The organism is Micromonospora sp. DT228 (genome assembly GCF_049841595.1).
In the GTDB taxonomy this organism is placed as follows: domain Bacteria; phylum Actinomycetota; class Actinomycetes; order Mycobacteriales; family Micromonosporaceae; genus Micromonospora.
In genome coordinates this window covers 1-21,612 of record NZ_JBNCKO010000029.1, presented here as the reverse complement: position 1 = coordinate 21,612, position 21,612 = coordinate 1, and the positions used below count along the sequence as shown (strand labels likewise).

The 21,612-nt window shown below is 69.6% G+C and carries 22 protein-coding genes, 1 tRNA gene and 1 pseudogene; 17 read left to right on the top strand and 7 right to left on the bottom strand.

Annotation, left to right across the window (positions count from 1 at the left end):
- Position 1: 1 nt before the first annotated feature.
- Positions 2–772, bottom strand: a complete 771-nt coding sequence (locus tag ACLQ29_RS33610; protein ID WP_393364690.1) for a CPBP family intramembrane glutamic endopeptidase — start codon at positions 770–772, stop codon at positions 2–4.
- Positions 773–917: 145 nt separating this feature from the next.
- On the opposite strand from ACLQ29_RS33610, the gene ACLQ29_RS33605 reads away from it, so the two are divergent.
- A complete protein-coding gene (locus ACLQ29_RS33605) occupies positions 918–2,033 on the top strand; it encodes a globin domain-containing protein (protein ID WP_425775395.1) in 1,116 nt (371 codons plus the stop codon).
- Between the two features lie 69 nt (positions 2,034–2,102).
- On the opposite strand, the gene ACLQ29_RS33600 is transcribed toward ACLQ29_RS33605, so the two are convergent.
- Positions 2,103–3,632, bottom strand: coding sequence for a peptide deformylase (locus ACLQ29_RS33600; protein WP_425775394.1), 1,530 nt, complete (start codon positions 3,630–3,632; stop codon positions 2,103–2,105).
- Between the two features lie 317 nt (positions 3,633–3,949).
- Here ACLQ29_RS33600 and ACLQ29_RS33595 point away from each other — a divergent pair, with 317 nt between their 5' ends.
- Entirely contained in the window at positions 3,950–4,726 is a 777-nt protein-coding gene (locus ACLQ29_RS33595) for a hypothetical protein (RefSeq protein WP_393366993.1), read from the top strand.
- A 12-nt stretch (positions 4,727–4,738) separates the two neighbouring features.
- On the opposite strand, the gene ACLQ29_RS33590 is transcribed toward ACLQ29_RS33595, so the two are convergent.
- Positions 4,739–6,574: a hypothetical protein gene (locus ACLQ29_RS33590; protein WP_425775393.1), complete on the bottom strand. Its 1,836-nt coding sequence runs from the start codon at positions 6,572–6,574 to the stop codon at positions 4,739–4,741.
- Between the two features lie 212 nt (positions 6,575–6,786).
- Here ACLQ29_RS33590 and ACLQ29_RS33585 point away from each other — a divergent pair, with 212 nt between their 5' ends.
- Positions 6,787–7,497, top strand: coding sequence for a class I SAM-dependent methyltransferase (locus ACLQ29_RS33585; RefSeq protein WP_393364702.1), 711 nt, complete (start codon positions 6,787–6,789; stop codon positions 7,495–7,497).
- 109 nt (positions 7,498–7,606) lie between these two features.
- Here the strand turns inward: ACLQ29_RS33585 and ACLQ29_RS33580 are convergent, their stop codons facing one another.
- Complete coding sequence (locus tag ACLQ29_RS33580) at positions 7,607–8,149, bottom strand: YbhB/YbcL family Raf kinase inhibitor-like protein (RefSeq protein WP_425775392.1); 543 nt, start codon at positions 8,147–8,149, stop codon at positions 7,607–7,609.
- A gap of 133 nt (positions 8,150–8,282) precedes the next feature.
- Between ACLQ29_RS33580 and ACLQ29_RS33575 the strand changes: the two genes are divergently transcribed.
- Positions 8,283–8,435: a hypothetical protein gene (locus ACLQ29_RS33575; RefSeq protein WP_425775391.1), complete on the top strand. Its 153-nt coding sequence runs from the start codon at positions 8,283–8,285 to the stop codon at positions 8,433–8,435.
- A gap of 52 nt (positions 8,436–8,487) precedes the next feature.
- Positions 8,488–9,675 (top strand): low temperature requirement protein A, encoded by a 1,188-nt coding sequence (locus ACLQ29_RS33570; protein ID WP_425775390.1) that lies wholly within the window; start codon positions 8,488–8,490, stop codon positions 9,673–9,675.
- 140 nt (positions 9,676–9,815) lie between these two features.
- Here ACLQ29_RS33570 and ACLQ29_RS33565 read toward each other — a convergent pair.
- From ACLQ29_RS33565 to ACLQ29_RS33555, 3 genes are all read right to left on the bottom strand, one after another.
- A tRNA-Ser gene (locus ACLQ29_RS33565) sits at positions 9,816–9,918 on the bottom strand.
- The gene (locus ACLQ29_RS33560; protein ID WP_425775389.1) at positions 9,893–10,834 is read right to left on the bottom strand and encodes a DMT family transporter; all 942 of its coding nucleotides are present in this window, start codon (positions 10,832–10,834) and stop codon (positions 9,893–9,895) included. The genes ACLQ29_RS33565 and ACLQ29_RS33560 overlap by 26 nt, the downstream gene beginning before the upstream one ends.
- A gap of 10 nt (positions 10,835–10,844) precedes the next feature.
- Entirely contained in the window at positions 10,845–11,624 is a 780-nt protein-coding gene (locus ACLQ29_RS33555; protein WP_425775388.1) for a GntR family transcriptional regulator, read from the bottom strand.
- A gap of 407 nt (positions 11,625–12,031) precedes the next feature.
- Between ACLQ29_RS33555 and ACLQ29_RS33550 the strand changes: the two genes are divergently transcribed.
- The 12 genes and pseudogenes from ACLQ29_RS33550 to ACLQ29_RS33495 all read left to right on the top strand — a co-directional run.
- Positions 12,032–12,277, top strand: coding sequence for a DUF6284 family protein (locus ACLQ29_RS33550; RefSeq protein ID WP_425775387.1), 246 nt, complete (start codon positions 12,032–12,034; stop codon positions 12,275–12,277).
- Positions 12,278–12,290: 13 nt separating this feature from the next.
- Positions 12,291–12,569: a hypothetical protein gene (locus tag ACLQ29_RS33545; protein ID WP_425775386.1), complete on the top strand. Its 279-nt coding sequence runs from the start codon at positions 12,291–12,293 to the stop codon at positions 12,567–12,569.
- Positions 12,569–12,931 carry an RRQRL motif-containing zinc-binding protein gene (locus ACLQ29_RS33540; RefSeq protein WP_425775385.1) on the top strand — a complete coding sequence of 121 codons (363 nt, stop codon included), beginning with the start codon at positions 12,569–12,571 and terminating at the stop codon, positions 12,929–12,931. Before ACLQ29_RS33545 ends, ACLQ29_RS33540 begins: the two co-directional genes overlap by 1 nt.
- Before the next feature lie 17 nt (positions 12,932–12,948).
- Complete coding sequence (locus tag ACLQ29_RS33535) at positions 12,949–13,740, top strand: ABC transporter permease (RefSeq protein WP_425775384.1); 792 nt, start codon at positions 12,949–12,951, stop codon at positions 13,738–13,740.
- A gap of 306 nt (positions 13,741–14,046) precedes the next feature.
- A complete protein-coding gene (locus ACLQ29_RS33530; protein ID WP_425775383.1) occupies positions 14,047–14,217 on the top strand; it encodes a hypothetical protein in 171 nt (56 codons plus the stop codon).
- 90 nt (positions 14,218–14,307) lie between these two features.
- The gene (locus ACLQ29_RS33525) at positions 14,308–16,521 is read left to right on the top strand and encodes a cell division protein FtsK (RefSeq protein WP_425775382.1); all 2,214 of its coding nucleotides are present in this window, start codon (positions 14,308–14,310) and stop codon (positions 16,519–16,521) included.
- A 141-nt stretch (positions 16,522–16,662) separates the two neighbouring features.
- Positions 16,663–16,911: a hypothetical protein gene (locus ACLQ29_RS33520; protein ID WP_425775381.1), complete on the top strand. Its 249-nt coding sequence runs from the start codon at positions 16,663–16,665 to the stop codon at positions 16,909–16,911.
- On the top strand, positions 16,908–17,198 hold the full coding sequence (locus ACLQ29_RS33515) for a hypothetical protein (RefSeq protein WP_425775380.1): 291 nt from the start codon (positions 16,908–16,910) through the stop codon (positions 17,196–17,198). Before ACLQ29_RS33520 ends, ACLQ29_RS33515 begins: the two co-directional genes overlap by 4 nt.
- Positions 17,199–17,202: 4 nt before the next feature.
- The gene (locus ACLQ29_RS33510; RefSeq protein WP_425775379.1) at positions 17,203–18,423 is read left to right on the top strand and encodes a bifunctional DNA primase/polymerase; all 1,221 of its coding nucleotides are present in this window, start codon (positions 17,203–17,205) and stop codon (positions 18,421–18,423) included.
- Positions 18,420–20,018, top strand: coding sequence for a YfjI family protein (locus tag ACLQ29_RS33505; RefSeq protein WP_425775378.1), 1,599 nt, complete (start codon positions 18,420–18,422; stop codon positions 20,016–20,018). The genes ACLQ29_RS33510 and ACLQ29_RS33505 overlap by 4 nt, the downstream gene beginning before the upstream one ends.
- Before the next feature lie 478 nt (positions 20,019–20,496).
- Positions 20,497–20,697, top strand: a complete 201-nt coding sequence (locus ACLQ29_RS33500; protein ID WP_203174352.1) for a helix-turn-helix transcriptional regulator — start codon at positions 20,497–20,499, stop codon at positions 20,695–20,697.
- Positions 20,694–21,612 (top strand): annotated as a pseudogene (locus tag ACLQ29_RS33495) (integrase); the annotation flags it as partial. The gene ACLQ29_RS33500 and the pseudogene ACLQ29_RS33495, both read left to right, overlap by 4 nt.

The window sequence follows — 21,612 nt, the reverse complement described above, 5'->3', positions numbered from 1 at the left end:
GTCAGAGCCAGTCGAACCACTCCCGGGGCAGCGACGCGTAGCCGACGAAGGCGACCACGTCGAGCAGGGTGTGCGCGATGATCAGCGGCAGCACTCGCCGGGTGCGCAGGTAGAAGAGGCTGAAGATCACGCCCATCACCGCGTTGCCGACGAACGCGCCAAAGCCCTGGTAGAGGTGGTACGAGCCGCGCAGCAGCGCACTGGCCGCGATGATCGCGGCGAGCCGCCACTGGAGCTGGCGCAGCCGGGTGACCAGGTAGCCGACCACGATCACCTCTTCCAGCACGGCGTTCTGCACGGCGGCGAGAATCAGCACGGGGACCGCCCACCAGACCTGCGGCAGCGCGGCCGGCACCAGCGTGGCGTTGAGGCCGAGCTGGGCCGCGACGAAGAACAGGGCCAGCCCGGGCAGGCCGATCAGCGCGGCCAGGCCGGCGCCGCGGGCCAGGTCCTGGCCGGGCCGCCGGGCGTCCACGCCGAGGGTCCGCGCCGGGTCGCCGGGGTCACGGCTGAGCAGGTGTACGGCGAGCAGCACCGGCAGCAGCGCGAACACGATGCCGAGGAGCTGGTAGGTGAGGTCCAGCCAGGGCCGGGTCGACGCCGAGGTGTTCAGCGAGGCGGTCTGTTTGGAGAGCGGGCCCTCGGCGGTCAGCTTCGCGATGATCGAGACCACCGCGTAGACCGCCGACTGGCCGAGGGACAGGCCGAGGACCAGCAGTGTTTCGGTGCCCAGCAGGCGGCGGGACACCGGGCGGGTCAGCTCAACTGTCACCGCACCACTCTGCCCGACGAGTGACACCGGTGGCACGGCCGACCGACCAGCATGAGCCGATCGCACATTCTGTGCGACCAGTCGACACTCTCCGTGGAGATTCTATGGGCGCCCGATCCGCTGTCGACTGGAGGAGGAGCGCCTCGTGGACAACCTCGCACGGTTGCTGAAGGAGAGCTGGACCTTGGTCGAGGACGATCGGGCCCGACTGACCGACCACTTCTACGCCCGGGTGTTCCTGCTCGACCCCGCCCTGCGGCACCTCTTTCCGGTGCAGATGACCGGCCAGGGCGACCGGCTGCTGGAAGCGATCATCAGGGCGATCCACACGGTCGACGACCCGGAGAGCTTCGCCGAGTTCCTCCGGGCGCTGGGTCGCGACCACCGGAAGTACCACGTCGACGATCGGCACTACGCGACGATGGGCACCGCGCTGCTGGACGCGCTGCGCCGCATCGCCGGCGACGGTTGGAACCTGGAGTACGACCAGGCGTGGCGGGAGGCGTACGACGCGGTCGCCGCCCTGATGGTGGCCGGCGCGGCTGATGACGACGGCCCGCCGTTCTGGCACGCCGAGGTGCTGACCCACAAGCGTTACGGCCCCGACACCGCCGTGTTGACCTGCCAGGCGTTGCAGCACCCACTGCGTTGGCAGGCTGGGCAGTACGTCAGCCTGGAGGTGCCGCGCCACCACCCCCGGGAGTGGCGGAACTACTCGGTGGCGAACGCCCCGAACGACGACAACGTGTTGGAGTTCCACGTCCGGTCGCCTGGGGCCGGCTGGGTGTCCGGTGCGTTGGTGCGTCGGGTGCTGCCGGGTGACCTGCTCCGCCTGGCGGCGCCGATGGGGTCGATGACCCTGGACCGCTCCTCGGAACGCGACATCCTCTGTGTGGCCGGCGGTGTCGGCCTGGCACCGATCAAGGCGCTGGTGGAGGATCTCGCCACCTTCAACCGCACCCGGTGGGTGCACGTCTTCTACGGTGCTCGTCAGGCAGCGGACCTCTACGGCCTGGACGGGTTGCAGGAGTTGGTCGCCGCACACCCGTGGTTGTCGGTGACCGCGGCGTGCAGCGACGACCCGGACTTCGACGGTGAGCTGGGCGACATCCCCGAGGTCGTGGCCCGGTACGGCCCGTGGACCGCGCACGACTGCTACGTCTCCGGCTCGGCCCGGATGGTCCGGTCCACGCTGCGGGTGCTCGCCGCCGACGAGGTGCCGCCGCCGCACATCCGCTACGACACCTTCGGCGACCTCTAGACGTTCCTCCCCCCACACCGGGGCGCGTGCCCCCGCCCCCTGGGGCACGCGCCCCGGTCCCCTCGTCTGTCAGTAGCGCCAGGGGTGTCCGGTCTCCCGATATTCCTCGACCGGCACCAGCGGCACGCCGGGTGCCATCCGGTCGACGTAGAGCTGACCCTCCAGGTGGTCGATCTCGTGTGCGACAAGCCGAGCCATGCCGAACTCGAACGAGGTGATGATCCGGCTGCCGTCCCACTGGGCATGCTCCACGTCCAGCCGCAGCGGCCGGGGCACCAGACCTCGGTGATCGAAGAAGGACAGGCAGCCCTCGTACTGCTCGTCGGTGTCCGGGGCGGCGTCGACCACCCGTGGGTTGAGCAAAACGACCGGCTCGGCCAACCGGTCGGGGGGCCGCACCACGGCCGCGGCCCGGCCGATGCCGAACTGCGGGGCGGCGACGCCCACCCCCTTGCTGAACGGGTGCAGCTCGTCGAGTCGGGCCAGGGCCGTGGTGAGCCGGTCGACGACGTCCCGTGCGACGTGCTCCTCCCCCGGCAGGTCGAACGGGCGGGCGCGCTGGCGGAGCAGATCGTCACCGCGCTGCACGATGCCGAGGCCGCGCATCCGGTCGCTGGGTCGCACCCGGACAGCGCTCGGGCCACTGTCGGGTTCGGTTTCCGGGCGGGCGCGGAAGCGCCACTGCATCCGGTAGCGGGCGTTCAGGGGTGGGTCGTCGGTCTGCCACTCGTAGATCGCCCGGTCACCCTCGTCGTGCCGCTGCGGCGCCGTCCGCAGCGGGCCCTCCTCCGCGGAGAGCGAGGTTTCCTCGCCCCAGACCTGCGGGTCGAGCGCCGCGGGCAGATCCAGGCGTACGGCGAGTTGCCGGGTGGGTAGCCGGACGGCCCGCTGGAACCAGGGGCCCCACTTCTCGTGCCCGACGCTGTACGCGTACTCGATGGTGGCCCGGTCGCCCGGGTAGAGCGGGAAGCGCCGTTCCCCGTTCTCGAAGAGCAGCCAGATCTCCTTGAACGCGTCCCGGTCGTGTTTGGCTCGCCAGTGCATCGGCTCCGGTTCGCCGCCGCCGTCGTCTCGGCGGGCCTGTAGTTGCAGCTCGGCGAACGTGAGTTGGTGCTCGCGGTGGTGCCGGTTGGAGCGGCCGGGATCGTTTGGATAGCGGTCGACGGCGACCCGGATCAGGTAACGGGTGACCGGCTCGGTCCCGGCGTTGTACAGCTCCCGGTGGATCATGCACCGGTAACCGCCGTCGGTGTGGGTGAGGGTGGCGAGTTCCCGTTCCACGACGAGGCCGGTGCCGGGCGGCAGCCACTGTCCGGGCAGGTGCGACTCGCGGTGCGGCTGACCCGTGCGGGCGTGCCGCAGGTCGTCGTACTCCCGGAAGCGCTGCCAGATCGCGCCGTTGGCTTCCAGGACCGCCTCGGCCCGGCGGGCGAAGTCCTCGGTGGGGCGGTGCCGGCGTCCCTCGACGTGGCTCACGTAGGACGGGTCGAACCCCATCAGGATGGCCAGTTGTTTCTTGGAGAGCCCGCGCCCGGTCCGTTGCCGGGCGAGTTCGGCCGCGAAGGAGTCGGCAGCCCGTTCGAGGGGTGAGGTCGTCATCAGCTTCCTCGTGGCCGGGGCATTAAGTTTCACGTTCTGTGCGCGAGCACACACGCAACTGGCATCTTTTCGACACACCGCTTGACAATCCACCGATAGTCATCGATGGTGCGGCGACGTTTCCCAGGGGCGACTCCGGGTAGTAAGCGACGCACCACTCCCGTGGGACGGGGTGACATTCGCCTGGATATGACCAAGGTGAGCCTTCCCTTACGGCCGAGGGCCTGGTTAGGCTAGCCTTAGCTCAGGACGGCACGTGTCGTCCGCCGGGGCACTCCCGGTCACGCAGACGGGGGATGACTCAGGTGACAGCGGTGATGCCGAGGCGGGACGCCGTCGCCACGCCGCTCGCCCCCGTCACCGCGGCGCTCCGGGCCATGTTCGGCACCGACGACGTACCCGGGCTCGCCCGGGGTCTGGTTGTCGACGACGAGTTCGGTTGGGCGCCCGCCACTACCCTGATCGACGGCAGTCGGCTGCCGGAGTTGCTGCACGGTGCCGCCACCCGCTGGGGTGGCACGCCGCACGCGTGCGCGGCGCTGGCCTGGAAGTCGTACAGCTACTGGACGTCGCTGCCGGTCGTGCTCGGCTGGGCGTCGGCCCGCCGGGTGCCGCTCGTCGACCCGGCCGACGTGCTGATCCACTTCGAGGACCACCGGCAGCTGCTCACCATGGGCCTGCGTCGGGGGACCACAGTCGCGGTGCTGCCGAACGACCCGTTGGCGCTCGCCGGCCTGCCGGAGGTGCGGGTCGTCGCCGACGAGGCCGAGCTGCTGGCCGCGCTGCGCGCCGCACTGCTCGACGCGCACCTCGCACCGCTCATCACGGCGATCCAGTCGGAGGTCCGGGTGGGCACCCGGACGCTGCTCGGCTCGGTCGCCTCCGGCATCGCGCACGGCATCCTGCGGGCCGCCGACGGCCTGCCCGGCTCGACGGTGCAGAGCATCGACACCCTGCTCGGCGCGCTCGACCTGGCCGACCTGATCGAGCTGGTGCCGGGGCCGACAGGTGAGCCGAGCGTGCAGCGGCGCACCTGCTGCCTCGCCTTCACCCTGCCCCGGCCCAAGGTCTGCCAGGGCTGCTGCGTCCGTTAGCCCCTCGTCGGCTCAGTCGGTGAACGAGCGGACGTCCCACACCCACACGTCACCGGTGCGGACCGGCTGGATCCCGGTCAGCTCGGTCATCCCCCGACGCAGCGCGGTCTCGTGCTCGTGCGGCCCGAGAATGACCACCCCGGCCCGCCAGAAGCGCAGGTCGTCGACCGCTCGGACCCGCGCCTGCGGGGTGATCGGCGGCACCGCCCCGGTACGCCTGATGGTGGCGAAGAAGCTGCTGGTGGGGCGGGGCGGCGCACCGAACAACGCAACGCGCGGGGGATCGGCGCTCGGGCGGGTGTCCGGACCGAGGAAGTAGCCACGGGCCAGCGGCATGTCCAGCCGGGTCTCCGCCGCCCACCGCAGCGGCTCCGCGTAGGTGCTGTCCGGCAGCGGCAGGGTCACCACGCTGCGTCCACCCGTCACGTACGCCCGCCAGGCCCCACTTGTCACGAACGTGGGGACCGGGTCGAGGCGGGCCACGGGCAGCGGAGTGGGGACGATCGGCAACAGGGCCATCGTGAGCACGGTCGCGGTGACGAAGCGGACCTGCCCCCTGGCGGCCGGGTGCGAGCCGGCCAGCTCGCGGGCCCGTTCGGCGCCGTAGGCGAGGAGCAGCCCGATGATCGGTGTGATCGCCAACGCCCACCGGGTCGGCACCACCGAGTGCAGGATCGGCAGGTTCTCCAGCGCCGCCCACGGGCCCGGCACCCCCGTACCCCGGTTGTCGAAGCGGACCTCCCGGCCCAGCGAGAGCACCGCGAAGAGCAGCCCGAGCGCGGCCAGCGCGAGCACCACTATCGAGCGCCGCAACCACCAGACCAGGGCGATCACCAGCACCACCAACGCCCAGCCGAAGAAGCTGTTCTCCTCGGTCGGGTTCTTGGCCAGGCCGGCGGCGGTGCGTGGGCTGCCGGCGAGCGCCTCCCGGGAGTACGCGACGAACGACGCCAGATCGCTGGAGTAGCCGCGAATCAGCCGGGACAGCCCGGAGTACGCGTCCGGTCCGAAGAACTGCACGTACAGGGGGTACGCCAGCAGCAGCGCGGCGAGCCCGGCGGCGACCGCGAGGCCGGCGAGGAAGGACCGGGCCCGGGACCGCAGCTCGGCACGGCCGAGGGCGAGGACGCCGATGACCAGGCCGAGCCCGATCGCGGTCATCAGCAGGATCTCCAGGTTGAGGAAGGCCTGCCAGACGATCACGAGCGCGAGAAGGACCCCGTTGCGCAGCCAGCGGCCCGGCTCGCCGAGTCGCAGGGTCCGCCAGATGATCAACGGGACGACGAACTGCGACACGATGTTCGGGTGCCCGTTGGCGTGCGACACCATGGCCGGCGCGAACGCGCAGAAGCCGGCACCGAGCCACGCCGGCCCGCGGCTGCCGATCAGGACCCGGGAGAGCAGGAAATACCAGGCGGTGGCGGTGGCGATCATGCCGACGGTGAGGAAGACCAGGAATGCCACTCTCGGCCCCAGGAGCAGGGTGACCGGCGTCAGTGGCAGCGATATGGATAATACGGACGTATTGGCCATCAGATTCACGCCGTCCGGGACGTTCATCTGATTGGAATGGAACGGATACGCAAACTGTGTGACGACTCGCGCACCGTGCGCCATCATCCATTCGAATTGCGACTGATCAGACTGGTTGTCCCGTACGCCACTGCCCGGCTCCAACCAGAGCCGAGCGGTCACCCACAGGCCGAGAACCACGAAGCTCAGCACGGCGACCAGATCGGCCACCTTCCCCCTACGGGAAGGCCGAGCGCGACCCGACTCCCCCTGCGCCGACGGTGCGACGGCCGGACCGTCGCTGTCGCTGGGCGCGTCCGGCTCAGGAGTAGTCATGACAATTCACAGGGTAGTCAGGGCATCGCGCTGCCGTGACATGTTTCGGGGTACTGCCGTACTATGTGCCGGGTTCGCCGACCGCCGATCACGAACCCACCCCCGACCATAATTCGGCCACCCCCGATGCCCCGATTCTTCTGCCGTCCCAGCGGATGATTCACTCTGTCGGTCCAGGCACGGGTCGAGTTCATATCGTGAGGAATCGACGCATGGCAGAAATCACTGGGGATCAGCGCGTTCAGTCCGAGGTGTTGGAAGGTCTGGCGACCGCTGTCAACCACCGTCGCTGGTTCATCGAGCTGGCCGTGCCGTACCTCGGCGACGACCCGATCGAGATCGGCAGCGGCCTCGGTGACTACGCGCTGGAGTGGTCCGAGCTGCTGCCCAGGTTCACCGCGACCGAAGCCGACCCGGACCGGCTGGTGCAGCTCAAGGAGCGCCTCGCCGACCGGCCGAACATCGACGTCCGGCAGATGCTGCTGCCCCACAACGACCGGGGCGACTACAGTGCCGCGGTCTCGTACAACGTCCTGGAGCACATCGAGGACCACGTGGGCGCGCTGAGCAGCATGCGCGACCTGGTCCGACCCGGCGGCGCCGTGATCATCATCGTGCCGGCGTTCCAGTTCGCGATGGGCCCGGCCGACATCGCCACCGGGCACGTCCGCCGCTACACGAAGAAGACGCTCGGCGCGGCGATGACCGAGGCCGGCCTGACCATCGAGAAGATGCACTACGCCAACGCGCTGGGGCTGATCGGCTACTTCATGGCCACGAAGGTCTTCCGGCTGATGCCGAAGGAGGGCCCGATGGTCAAGGTGTACGACACCCTCGTGCTGCCCGCCACCAAGGCCGCCGAGCAGCTCGTCCGCCCCCCGTTCGGCCAGTCCGTCTTCGCGGTGGCCCGAGTCCCGTCCTGACCTTGCCCACCCTCCGCATGCCGCCCCCGCGATCTTGCACTTTCTGTCGTCCAGACGCCCCTTAGGTCGAGAATGTCGGAACAGAAAGTGCAAGATCGCGGGGTACGGGTCACTCCTTGATCTGGTACGTCGGGCGGATCACCGCTCGGGCCAGGGTGTGGAACGTCAGGTTGAAGCCGACGTAGGCGGGGCTGGCGTCCGGGGTCAGATCCAGGCGGTCCACGTCCACGGCGTGCACCGCGAAGACGTACCGGTGCGGGCGGTCACCGGCGGGCGGAGCCGCACCGCCGTAGCCCTGCTCGCCGTAGTCGTTGCGGACCGAGAACGCCCCACCGAGGTCGGTGCCCGCCGCGCCGCCGGCGCCGCTGGGCAGTTGGGTGACGTCGACCGGCACGTTGACGAGCACCCAGTGCCAGAAGCCGCTGCCGGTCGGCGCGTCCGGGTCGTAGCAGGTCACCGCGAAGCTCTTGGTCTCGGCGGGGAAATCCGACCAGGTGAGCTGCGGGGAGACGTTGTCACCACCGGTGCTGCCGTGCGCGTGCCGAGAGTCCATCGGCTCGCCGTTCTGCACCTCCTCACTCGTCAGCGTGAACGCGGGCAGCGTCGGCAGCAGCTCGTACGGGTCCGGGGCGATCGGTCGTTCCAGGGTCATCAGAACGCGTCCTTCCGGTGTGCGGAGATATCAGCCCCTTCTTACCCCGTTCCGGGGCCGCCGACGACCGGTTGGGCACTGTCGGAGTCGCCGCGCGGATATGATCATCGCCGCAACGTCACGGGGGAAATTCGTGAGCATGTGGCGTGACTTCCTGGTCGCCGTCATCAGCGCGCTCCGCAGGCCCGACGAGCAGTCGCTCGCCCGGGAACGCCGACGCGCGGTCGAGCGACTGGCCGAAGAGACGATCCGCGCGGAGCGAAGGGCCGCAGACCCGCCGGAGTGACCGGGGTGCCGGGCGCCGGACCCACCACCCGGCATCCGGTGAAGATGGCCCGATGGGGCGGATCTTCCAGGCACGGCCGATGGTGACCGCGGAGACCCACCGCACGACCCTGTTCGAGATCTTCTTCGACCTGGTGTTCGTCTTCGGGTTCATCCGGGTGACCGCGTTCATGGGCGATCGACCCTCGCCGGTGCGGCTGACGCAGGGATTCCTCGTACTCCTGCTGCTGTGGATCTCCTGGTTGGTCTACTCCTGGCTGGGCAACCAGGCCCGCGCTGATGTCGGAGTGATGCGTGTCGGCGTCACCGGGGCGATGGCGGCCATCTTCCTCGCCGCTCTGGTCATCCCCGACGCCTGGGCGACCGGTCCGGGAACGCGGGCACCGCGATTGCTCCTGGTGCTGTCCTTCGTCGTGGTGCGGCTGATTCACCTGGCGCTCTACTACTGGGCGGCAGACAGTGAGCGACTGCGCAGAACGGTTCGCCTCTACGCCCTCTCCAGCGTGTTGTCGTGGATTCCACTCGCCCTCGGTGCCGTACTCGGCGGAACCGCGCAGATCCTGCTCTGGACGGTGGCGCTCACCATCGACATGAGCGGTGGGGTGCTCGCCTCCGTGCTGAGCGGGTGGCCGGTACACAGCCCTGGCCACTTCACGGAGCGGCACAGCCTCGTGGTGATCATCGCTCTCGGCGAGTCCCTGATCTCGGTCGGCGCCGGCATCGGGGCCCGAATGATCCACCAACGGATCCTGCTGGCAGCGCTCCTCACCATCGCTGTCACAGTGTGCCTGTACTGGCTGTACTCGGCGAGCGCGGCGACCGCAGCACTGGCGCTTACGAGGGAGTCCGGCCTACGACGAGACCGGGTGGCAGCCAACTCGTACAGCCTTGCCCATTTTCCGCTGCTTGCCGGGACGATCTATGTGGCGCTGGGAGTCGAGGAGGTGTTCGCTGGCCTGGCCCACAAGGAGTCCCACGGCACCTCGGAGTGGATCGCGGCCATCGCGCTGTTCGGCGGGACCGCCCTGTACCTCGCCGGCAGGGCGACGTTCCTGAGCCTCAGCGTCCGACGCGTACGGCTGGAGCAGTTTCTCGCTCCCGTTGCGGCGCTGGTGTTATTACCCGCCGGCCGGTACCTGCCCGGGCTGGCCGCCCTCGGCCTGCTCGCCGCGTTCCTCGCCGCACTCCTCAGCTACGAGGCGTGGACCAGGCGATCCGCGACGATCGGCAGGGCAGAGTGACCGGACCGCTGTTCAACGTGCCCATCGAACGAAGCGCTCGACCTAGATGATCGACTCGCGTTCAAAGATGCCGGGGTATTCCTGGGCAGGGGACGCCCCGACATCCCGAAAGCCGAGTGGATCAGGGGCGGCGTCCGGGTTGGCGGAGGGTGTGGGATTCGAACCCACGAAGACATCGCTGCCTTACCGGTTTTCAAGACCATCTTCTGCAAGCGTCCTACCTGGCCGAACGTTCGACCCCCCGAGGCCGTTGCCGCTCATTTGCCGCCGCGCCAGTCTGGCTCTTGCCAGAGGCGCGGCGCTGCGCAAGCCCGACGCCGGCCAGCACCGCTACCGCGCCAAGCGCCATCGGCCATGTGACAGCCTCACGAACGACCAGCGCGCCCAGGACTACGGCAACGATGGGCAAAAGGTAGGTGGTGGTAGACGCCGCCGTTGGTCCCTCATCTTCGATCAGACGGTAGTTGAGTACGTACGCCGCGCCCGTGCCGAGAAGGCCGAGCACCAAGAGGCTTCCTACGGCCTCCGGACGCCACGTTGGAGCCGGTAGCCCCTCAACGGGTAGAGCGACGGTAGCGAGAATGGCTCCCGCCGCAAGCTGACTGGCCGCTAACGTGATTGAGGGAATTCCACGACCAGCCAGAAAGCGACCCATATAGACGTAGCTTATGCCGTAACTAGCTGCCGCAGCAAGGCAGGCCATTCCGCCCCAACTTGCGATTTCGCCTGACGACTGCCAAGGCGAGAAGATCAGAATCGTTCCCGCGAATCCGAGGATAAGCCCACAGACTCGCCTTGAATCAATCTTCCTCTCGATGCCCACCAATAGTGCAACAAAGACGGTCCACAGGGGTGTAGTCGCGTTGAGCACGCCTGCCACATTCGAACCGATATTTTGCTCCGCGACCCCGAATAGCGTGTAGGGGATTACGTTGGCTACTAACGCCGCAACGAATAGGTGACCCCAGGTGCCCAGACCCTTCGGCCATCCAAGTCCGCGAATCCCCGCGATCGGCGCTAGAACAATAACGCCGAGCGCGAGGCGCACTACCACGATCTGCATCGGCGAGAAGCCGCGTAGCGCAAGCTTGATCCACAGGAAGCTTGAACCCCACAGCAAGGCAAGCAGAACAAGCCTGGCCAGGCTACTGCGACTCACGGTTCTCTCCCTAATCCTCTACCGGCATTTCGTAGTCAAGGCCGTTTAAGTCGCCACGCATCACGAATTTGGTGACTTCGAACGGCCTTCTCGCGTTGTCCAGGCTCGTGTGCATTACTTCGATCACCGGCACACCCGGCGGCGCAATTAGCCCTGCCGACTCTTCCGGCGTAGGCATACGCGCAGATATTTCCTCACGAATTCTCATGATTGGGTAGCCGAGGTCTTCGAACCTGGCGTAGATGCTGCCACGCCCGAGCTTCGCGTCAGTGGCTAGCGGCGAATCGCCCGCAACGTCTACCGGAATATAAGTAACGCCGAATTGCACAGGCTCATCATCTGCGAAATACCAATTCTCGCGCCGGATTACCAGATCGCCGTGCTCAATTTCTAATCTCTCAGCCACTTCTTTCGGTGGCACCTCGCGCGTTACCGACCGGCATTCGGTTCGAGGGGTCCGCCCCTGCTTTGTGACCTCAATTCGGAACGGCGATAGCCCCGTTTCCCCTCGCAACCGCCGGGAGTACCGGTTGGAGCCCAGCCGCATCAATGGGGGCCGACTCCGGACGAACACGCCTCGCCCATGCTGCGCGTCGACCAGTCCCTCAGCTTGAAGGATGGCGACAGCCTCGCGTGCGGTATTTCGAGCCGTGCCGTACCTCGCCGCCATCGCTCGCTCGGACGGCAACTTTGCACCAGGCGCTAGCTCACCCTGCTTGATCTGCTCTCTCAGATCATCAGCGATGCGCCTGCTCGGCAGCCGCTTGTCTTGATCAGGGACCTGCTCCATGACCACCTCCGAACAGAGCTTACTGCAACTGGCTCAAGCCAGCTCTTGACAGGAGGTGCCCGGCGTGACCAAACTGGCTCAAGCCAGTTGACTGGCTTAAGCCAGTGTCCGGCCGGATGGCCCCAGGGAAGGCGGCGCACCTTTGCCGCACGCCCATGGACCGCCGGAGCGGGAGCCGATCTTTCTCAACTTCACAGCAGGAGTCGCCGCGTGGATTCGTCTGCGGCATCCCCGCCTTGAGCCACACGGTGGCCGACCCCGGTGTCTTCCCGGGCGAGCGGGGCGAGCGGGCCGGATCTGGCGCGCGGCATGGACTTCTGCCTCTTGATTCCTGTTCACCCCGGGGTGCGGCCGATCTGGTCGCACCCCGGGGTGTCCCCCACTTCATCGACACCGGAGGTTCCCCCGTGCGTACGCACCTCGCCCTCGTCACCACCGACCCGACCGCCGCCGAGCTGGCCGCGATCGACGCGGAGTGGCCGCTGATCGCGGCCGAGCTGGACCTGTTGGACGCCGAGATCACGCTGCTTTACGCCGAGGATCACGGCGGCCCGACCGAGCTGGACTGGCGTCGGGTGCGCCGGGCCGAGGCCCGAGTGACCCGCGCCGCGACCGACCTGAACACCCGCACCGACCCGCGCCGCGCCGCGTAGGCGAGGTGACCTGATGATCGAGATAGACCTCACCCGGTACTGCTACACGAGCGCCGACCTGGAATCGCTGCCACCGAGCCGGCTACGGGCCGGCGACCTGCTTGCCAGTGCTGGCCCACCTGGGACGGGGCGGCACGCCGCCGATCGCGTGATCGCAGTCGACTGGGCGGGCTGGTCGCCGTTCTGGGGCGCTGACACCTGGCGGGTGCGCTACCGCAACCCGTGGGGTGAACAGGAATTCGTCAACCCGGACACCATGCGCGTGCAGCGTGTGCGCCGGGACGTGACCTGATGTCGCGCATCCGCGCCGCCTACTTCGACCCGGACGGCACGCGGTTCGGCATCCCTACCTACTGGTGGAAGGGTGCCCCGCCCGGCTACGCCACCCGCCGTCAACTGACCGCTGCTGGCCTGCGCCCCGGTGGTCAACCCATCGCTGCTCAGGTGCTCTGGCGCGGCGTGGGCGGCACCCGCACCGCCTACCTGTACCGGGTCGACCTCGCCGCCCCGAAGCGCACCGCGACCCCCGCGCAGCGCGTCGCGATCGGCAAGGCACTCGCGGCCCGCCGGACCTGCCCGACCTGCCACACGGTCCGCCCCTACTGCATCCCGCGCTCACTCGGTGAGTGCGTCGACTGCGCCTATCCCAACTGACCAGGAGGTCACCTGCCATGACTGCCCCCACGATCAACGGCACCCGCTACCCGCAGCCGATCGAGGACCTGTTGCCCGCCGCCCGCGCGCTGGACCTGCCGGACGGGGAGGTGTTCCCCTCGCGGAACCGGCTCATGCGGGAGTTCCGCATCGGCGCACCAAAGGCCGGCGAACTGCTCACGCTGCTCAAGGCCGAACCCGCCGCGCCTCCGGCCGACGCCCCTGACCCGACCATCCCGGACCCGACCGCCGCGCCGGCCGCACCCGAGCCCGCGCCGCCGGCCGAGCCGGACCCGACCCCCGCGCCGGAAATCACCCCGCCCGAGCCGGTCGAGCAGGTCGCGCCGGTCAGTCGCCCGGACACGCCCGCCCCGCCCGCACCGGCCCGGTCGGCGGTGGTGTGGCCGGTGGTGCTGCTGGCCCTGCCGGCGTTCGTCGCGATCTGGTCCGGGTGGGTTGGCCTCGGCGGACTCACCGGGTTCGGCATCGTCCACCCGCTCCCCGGGATCTGGGACAGCTTCTCCATCAACAGCGCGATCACCCTGCCGATCGGAGTGGAGACGTACGGCGCGTACGCCCTCTACGTGTGGCTGTCCGGTCGGGTGCCGGAGCGAGCGCGTCGGTTCGCCAAGTGGTCCGCCCTCGGCTCCCTCGCCATCGGCGCGCTCGGCCAGGTCGCCTACCACCTGTTGGAGGCCGCCGGAGTCACCTCGGCCCCCTGGTGGATCACCACCGCCGTGGCCTGCCTCCCGGTCGCGGTGCTCGGCATGGGTGCTGCTCTCGCGCACCTCGTTCGCACGCACGACTAGTTCCGCCCGGCGGCACGGCCCCTGGCTCGCAACCTGTGCCGTGCCGCCGGTCCCCTGCCCATCCGTCTTGCAGACATCAGGGAGAGAACACCCATGATCCCCCGCCGCGCGGCTTCCGCGCACTCCCGAACCGTTCTTCTGCCCTGCGGCCGGCACTACGCCACGTTGTGGGGCAACGCCAAACCGCCCACGACCTGCGCCGACTGCCCGCCCCCCGCCCGCTGACCGCTTCCGCCGCCACCGGCTCATCACCCGGTGGCGGTGGTGGCCGCCAGACCCGCTGGACGGCCGGAAGGAGCACCCGTCATGGCCAAGAGCAACCAGAACCAGAACGTCGGCAAGAGCCTGATCACCCGGACGGCGGACCTGCGCGACGCCAAGACCATCACGGCCAAAGCCGACCGGACCAAGGACCGCACGGAGCGCAAGGGCCTGGACACCGAGGCCGCCCGGCTGCGCGCGAAGCACGGGCAGTAGCAACACCCGGCGGCACGGCCCCTGGCCTGGAAACCCGTGCCGTGCCGCCGGCCCCCTACCGATCTCCCGACCGTTGGAGGAACCCCCATCATGACTGCCCCTGATGAGAACCGTTTCGACTGGCAGGCCGCAGAGAACGACCTGACCGATCCGACCACCGGCCCGGATGCGGAGGTGGTCGACCTGGATGACGCCCGCGCCCGCCGGGTGCCCCGCCCCCGACCGCCGGCCGACGACACCGCCGAGGACGACGGCACCGAGGACGCCGAGACGATCGACGACGGCCCGGAGCGCCTCGGCGGACTGGTCGACGCGGCCGAGGACATCCCGCCGGAGGTGCTCGCCCGGCAGCGGGAGCGCCGGCCGATCCTGGCCGAGTGGGCGCGCTCGTGGCGCGGTATGCGCGCGGCGGCCCGGCACCAGAGCAAGGATGCCGGCTACGTGACCGGCTACCACGCGGTGCGGCTGCCGAAGTACGCGGCGAAAACCGTTGTGTGGGCACCGGTTGGGCTGTTCCGCGGCCTCGGTCGGGCGTTGCACTGGGCCAGCGCCGAAGAGGGCAACTGGCACCTGCGGCAGGCCGCCGCGACCCGTGGTGAGGCCGACGTGTGGCTCAAGCTGGACGCCCGCCGGCAGCGCCAAAGCGTGTGGCGGTGGTGGGTACTCGCCGCCGGGGCCGGCGCAACCGTGACCGGGGCGATCGTGCTCACCCTCGGCCCGCCGTGGTGGCGCTACGTCGCCCTCGCCGTGGTGGTGCCGCTGCTGGCCACCCTCGGCCGACCGGCGGACAAGCCGCTCACCGACCGGGTCACCGAGAGCACCCGCTACCGCAAGCTAACCGCCGACCTGGTGCGACGGGCGTTGACCTCGTTGCAGATGGCCGCGATCAACAGCGCGGTTGCCAAGGACGCCAAGGCCATTTCGTTCCCGGTGGACATTCACCGCGACGGCCCCGGGCACCTCGCCGTGGTGGACCTGCCGTACGGGGTGGAGGCCGCCGAGGTGGTCGCCCGGCGCGGCCGGCTGGCCTCGGCGATGCGGCTGCCGCTGGATCAGGTGTGGCCCGAACCGGCACCCGGGCACACGGGCCGCCTGGCGTTGTGGGTCGGCTATGAGCCGGCGTCGCAGATGACGCAACCGCCCTGGCCGTTGCTGTCGACCGGCGCGAAGGTGGACCTGTTCAAGGCGTTCCCGTTCGCCACCACGCCCCGCCTGGACGCCATCAACGCGGAGATGATGTTCCGCAACTGGCTGTTCGGTGGTCAGCCCGGCTCGGGGAAGACGTTCGCGCTGCGGACGTTGGTGCTGGCCGCGTCGCTGGACCCGCGCGCCGAGATCCGGGGTTACGAGTTGAAGGGCGTTGGGGACTTCGCGGTGTTGGAGCCGGTCATGGCCGAGTACGGCAACGGCTTCGATGACGACACCCTCGCTCGGTGCTTCGCCTTCATCGAGTGGCTGTACGAGGAGTGCCGCCGCCGGTCCAAGCGCATCGACCACTACGCCAGGTTGGGCAAGGCACCCGAGAACAAGGTCACCCCCGAGCTGGCCAACCTCAAGGGCTCCGGGCTTCACCCGCTCGTGGCGTTCTTCGATGAGCTGCAAGAGCTGATGACCAGCAAATACGGCAAGGAAGCCGGAGAGATCCTGGAAAAGGTCATCAAGCTCGGCCGGGCGTTCGGCGTGATCCTGCTGATCGGCACGCAGATCCCCGACAAGGACAGCCTGCCGACCGGCATCACCCGCAACGTCAACTCCCGGTTCTGCCTGTCCGTGGCCGACCAGACCGCGAACGACATGATCCTCGGCACGTCGGCCTACAAGAACGGATACCGGGCCACGGTGTTCGTGCCCGGCGACGAGGCAGGGTGGGGCATCCTGCGCGGCTTCGGCCCCAAGCCGACTGCGGGCAAGTCGTACAAGGTCGACACCAACGCCGCCGCCCAGATCGTCGCCCGCGCCGTCGCCCTGCGGCAGGCCGCCGGGACGCTGCCCAAGCCGGACGAGCAGACCCGCGAGGTGGCCCCGGTCGCGGACGTGCTCGGCGACCTGGCACAGGTGTGGCCGGGAGACGAAAAGGCGGCGTGGAACGAGACGCTGTGCGGTCTGCTCGCCGAGCTGCGGCCCGAGGTCTACGGCGGGTGGGAAGCGGCACAGCTCACCACCGCGCTCAAGCCACACCCGGCGGTGAAGGTCGGCGACGTGGGCCGGCGCATCGACGGCAAGCCGACCACCCGACGCGGCATCAAGCACCCCGACGTGCTCGCCGCGATCGCGGAGCGTGACCGGAAGCGGTCCGCCGGCTAACCCGCCCCGAGGGTGCTAGCGCTAGCGGCCCGTCCTGCTAGCGCTAGCACCCTCGCTAGCACCCAATCCGAATCATGAGCTGCGACCTAGCAGATAGCAGCTCACGGCCCCGTGCACCCAAAACCGGCCCGGGAGGCACTTGTGAACCCCCACCTGACCGCCGCTATCGTCCTCGCCACGATCCCCGCCCTGATCACACTCGGTTACGCCGGGCTGTGCTGGGTGAAGCCCGTCAAAACCTGCCAGCGGTGCGCCGGCACCGGCCGCATCACCACCCGCGTCCTACGCCGCCCGCGTGCCTGCCGGCGCTGCGACCGGGGCCACCGACTGCGCACCGGCCGCCGCGTCTACAACCACTTTCACCGGCTACGCGCCGAGGCCAACCGATGAACCGCCGCACCCGCGACGGGCACACCGAGTGGTGCGGCAAGGACCACCGCTGCGGCCTCGGAGAGCACCGCTCCGAAGAGATCGTGGTCGACGTTGCCGGCCGCTCCCGCGCCGTCCTCGTCAGGGTCCGCAGCGCCGCCGGCCGCGAACACGCCGAGGTGCGCGTCAGGGTCGCGCTCGCGCCGGGCGAGGTGGCCGCGCGGCGGCAGTTGGTCGGGCTGCTCGGCGACCTGCGCGACGCGGTGACCCGGGCCGCGATCACGGCGCGGCCTCGGCCGAGGCGGTGACCCGGTGGCCGCCCGATGGCTGGTCGCGAGCACGGTGCTCGGTCGGCCGGTGACCGACGCCGAGGCATACCCGCACATCTGCGGCCGGCTGCTCGCCGCCGACAACGCGCGCAGCGGCCGGCCCGTCCTGCTACGACGCCGCGACTGCGCCGCCTGCGCCCAAGGCCGCCACGAACGCCAACACGGCCAAGCGCAAGCCGCGCGCCTCACCACCTCACCCGCACCACCGGAGAGGACCCGCACCATGCCTGACAACCCGCTGCTCACCGCCGCACTCGCGCACGCCGAACGCGGCTGGCACATCTTCCCGCTACGCCCCGACGACAAGCGACCCGCCTTCCCCGACCACACCACCGACGACTGCACCGGCCGCGACCCGCGCTGCCGCGCCTCCGGGCATCACCTCGGGTGGGAGCCCCGCGCCACCTGCGACCCCGACCGCATCCGCCGGGCATGGACCGCGCGTCCGTACGGGATCGGGGTGGCCTGCGGCCCGTCGCGGCTCGTGGTGGTCGACCTCGACGTACCCAAGGACGACGGCGACGCGCCGACCGGCGAGTGGGCCGGGGCGTGCGACGGCCGCGACGTGTTCGCGGTGCTCGCCGACCGGCACGGCACCCCGACGAATTGGGTCGCCGGCTTCGGCCCGGACGGCACTGCTGCGGCCGGCATCGACCACACGTACACCGTTCTGACCGGTCGGGGCGGCACTCACCTCTACTACCGGCACCCTGACGACGGGCCGGCGCTGCGCAACACGGCCGGCACGCTCGGCCCGTTGGTCGACACCCGCGCCAACGGCGGCTACGTCGTGGCTGCCGGCTCGACGGTCACCGGACGGCCCTACCGGATCGGCCTCGACGCCGACACCGCGCCGCTGCCGGGCTGGCTGGCCGCCCGGTTGATTCCGGCGCCGCTTCCGCCGCAGCGGCCGGTGGTGGTGTCGCTGCCGACCGACCGCAGCGGCGCGTACCTGCGGGCCGCGATCACCCGGGAAGCCGACCGGGTGACCACCGCGCCGGCAGGGGAGCGCAACCGGGCGCTGTACATCGCTGCCGTGGCTCTCGGGCAACTCACGGCCGGTGGGTCGCTCACCGAAACGGACGCCTCGGGAGTGCTGGAACAGGCCGCAGCGTCTGCCGGGTTGGGCAGCGTCGAGACGGCCCGCACCATTCGATCCGGGCTGGCCGCCGGCAGCAAGCGACCCCGGCAGGTGGCCGCATGAGCGCCGCCCGCCTCCACCTCGTCACCGACCAGCCCGACGCCACCGGCGAGCCGGCATCGGGCGGGCCGCTGTGGGATGTTCCAGTGCCCCTGACCGGGCCGAGCACCGCGCCGCCGCCGTTCCCGGTCGACGTGTTCCCCGGCTGGTTGGGCGACATGGTGACCGGCGTCGCCCGCTTCACCCAGACCGATCCGGCGATGGCCGGCACCCTCGCCGTGGCCGTGCTCTCCGCGTGTGCGGGTGGCCGGTTGGAGGTGGAGCCGGTCGGCGGGTGGCGGGAGCCGGTGAACGTGTTCGCCGCTGTGATCGCTGGCCCTGGCGAGCGGAAGTCACCTGTTCACCGGGCGATGACCGCGCCGCTGTTCGCCGCTCAGTCGACGTTGGGTGAGGCGATGCGGCCTCGGATCGCCGAGGCTGCCGCGCTGCGGGACATTGCCGACCGGCAGGCCGAACAGGCCAAGGCACAGGCGGCCAAGGCTAGCGACCCGGGCAAGCGCGATGAGGCCGCCGCCGAGGCTGTTGCGGCTGCGATCGCGGCCGAGGCGATCACCGTTCCGGGCCTGCCTCGGCTGATCGTGGATGACGCCACCCCGGAAGCCCTTATCGGGTTGATGGCCGCCAACGGCGGACGGATGGCGATCATCTCGGATGAGGGCGGGATCTTTGACACCCTCGCCGGTCGGTATTCCGGTGCCCCGAACCTTGACCCCTACCTGAAAGGCCACGCGGGGCAGCCGATGAGCAACGAACGGCAGACCCGCGAGGGTGCCTCGGTCGACAAACCCGCGCTGACCGTGTGCGTAATGGCGCAACCGACCGTGCTGCGGAAATTCGGCGGGAACGCGGACCTCGCCGGGCGCGGCCTGCCGGCCCGGTTCCTGTTCGCCCTGCCCCGATCCCTCGCGGGTTATCGGCTGGTCGACACGGAGCCGGTGCCCGAGCAGGTGACGGCCGGCTACCGGCACCGGGTGCACGACCTGGCCGCGACCCTCGCCGAGTGGGAAGACCCAGCCGTGGTCACCCTCACCCCCGAGGCGGGGCGGGTGCGGCTGGCCGCCGCTCAGGATGTGGAGGCGCAGCTACGCCCCGGCGGGACGCTGCACGACATGCGCGAGTGGGGCAACAAGCTCTCCGGCGCAACGCTGCGGCTGGCCGGGTTGCTGCACGTCGCCCACCACCCCGCCGACGCGTGGCGACGCCCCATCGACGCCGATCGGATGACCGACGCCGTACGGCTGGCGGAGTTCTTCGCCGCGCACTACCGGGCCGCGCTCACCACCATCGGCAGCGACGCCGCGATGGAGAACACCCGGTACGTGCTCGGGGTGCTCACCACCAAGGGCATGACCACCTTCACCCGCCGGGAGCTGCACCGCAAGGTGTCCCGCCGGCTGCCGAAGTCGGATGAGGTGTCGGCGGTGCTCGCCGAGCTGGCCGCTCTCGGGTGGGTCCGCAACGGGTCGGATGGCCGCTACGAGTTGCACCCGCGCGCCGTGGCCGAGGTGCCCGAAGGCGTTGACACGTTGACAACCGCCCCCGACGCGGACGTTTCCGCAGCTCAAAGCACACGCGAGGGTGTCAACGGGGCGCGTTGACAGGCGTTGACAGGCGTTGACAACCCGCCGCCGGTCGACCCGGTGTCAACGGGTGTCAACGCCTGTCAACGGGGGGCGTTGACACCTCGGCACCGCCTCTCACCTGCGCAAACGTGGCCGCACTGGCCGATTGTCAACGTGTCAACGCTTCCCGGCCCCTCCCGGCCCGCATCGCGCCGCCGCCGGGCGATCGGCACCCGGAGACGGCCCGCTGAGAGCCACACAGACGGTTCGGCCCTATGCCTTACACCAACCATGCCCGGATCTTGCCTCCATGGCGCTCTCAGCGGGCCGCCCTACGCCGTTCTGCCGCACTGCCACCCCGACCCTCCACGGACGACCGACGCCGACCGGAAGGCGCTCACCGCGCCAATCAGCCCGCAAGACACCCCGCTGAAACAGCCGCAACGCTGCCCGCCGCAACGCAGCGGCTTGTTCCAGCGCTCCACCTGCACCCCGCACGAGGGAGGCCCCGCCCATGACCGCGCGCCGCACCCCTACCGGCAACCTGCTCACCCTCGCCGAAGTCCTAGACGAACTACGCGTCCCCCGGTCGACCTTCTTCCGCTGGAAGGCCACCGGCCGTGCACCCCGAACGATCAAGTACCCGAACGGCAGCCTGTACGTCCGCCGCCGCGACCTGGACAACTGGCTCAACGACCACGAAGAGGCAGCATGAGCACCTACGAGGTACGCATCTGGGCTACCCGCGAATACCAAGGCCGCGACCGCAAGACAGGCAAGGAGCGTAAGAGCTACCGCGTTCGGTGGGAGGTGGCCGGGCGCGAATTCGGCAAGACGTTTCAGACACGAGCGATGGCAGAAAGCTTCCGATCACGCCTCGTCATTGCGCAGCGCGAGGGAATCGCGTTCGACAAGCCAACCGGCCTGCCCGAACCGATGGCCCGAGAGCTGAACAGCCGAACGTGGTACGAACTCGCGGCGGCGTTCGTCGACATGAAATGGCCCCGAGCCGCCGCGACCCAACGAAAGAGCATCGCCGACGCTCTTACAACCGTGACGCCAGCATTCTTGAGCAGCACGCGGGGAGCGCCGACCGACGCCGAGATTCGGAAAGCGCTGTATACGTGGATCTTCAACAAGTCGCAGCGGGACGCCGACCCGCCGGCCGACCTGGCACCGGTCATCAAGTGGCTCAAGACCAATACGCTGCCGCTGACCGAGCTAGCGAACGCGGCCACGATTCGGAAGGCGCTCGATACGCTGGCGACCCGACTCGACGGCGGACCGGCCGCCGCTAACACCGTTGCCCGCAAACGAGCCGTCCTCTATAGCGCGCTCAAATACGCGGTGGAGCTGCGATACCTCGACGCACACCCCATGGATTTCGTCCAGTGGCGAGCACCGAAAAACGAAGAGAAGATCGACCGAAAGGTCGTCGCGAATCCGCAGCAAGCACGCTTACTGCTGGCCGCCGTAAGCGACCGAGATCCGGCCCTAGTGGGATTCTTCGCGTGCATGTACTTCGCAGCGCTCCGGCCGTCCGAGGTGATGCACCTGAGAGCGCGTTTGGTTTGTGGGTTGGTCGGGTGTGTCGCACAGTGGGTCCGACCGATGAGCCTGGCTCGGTCGA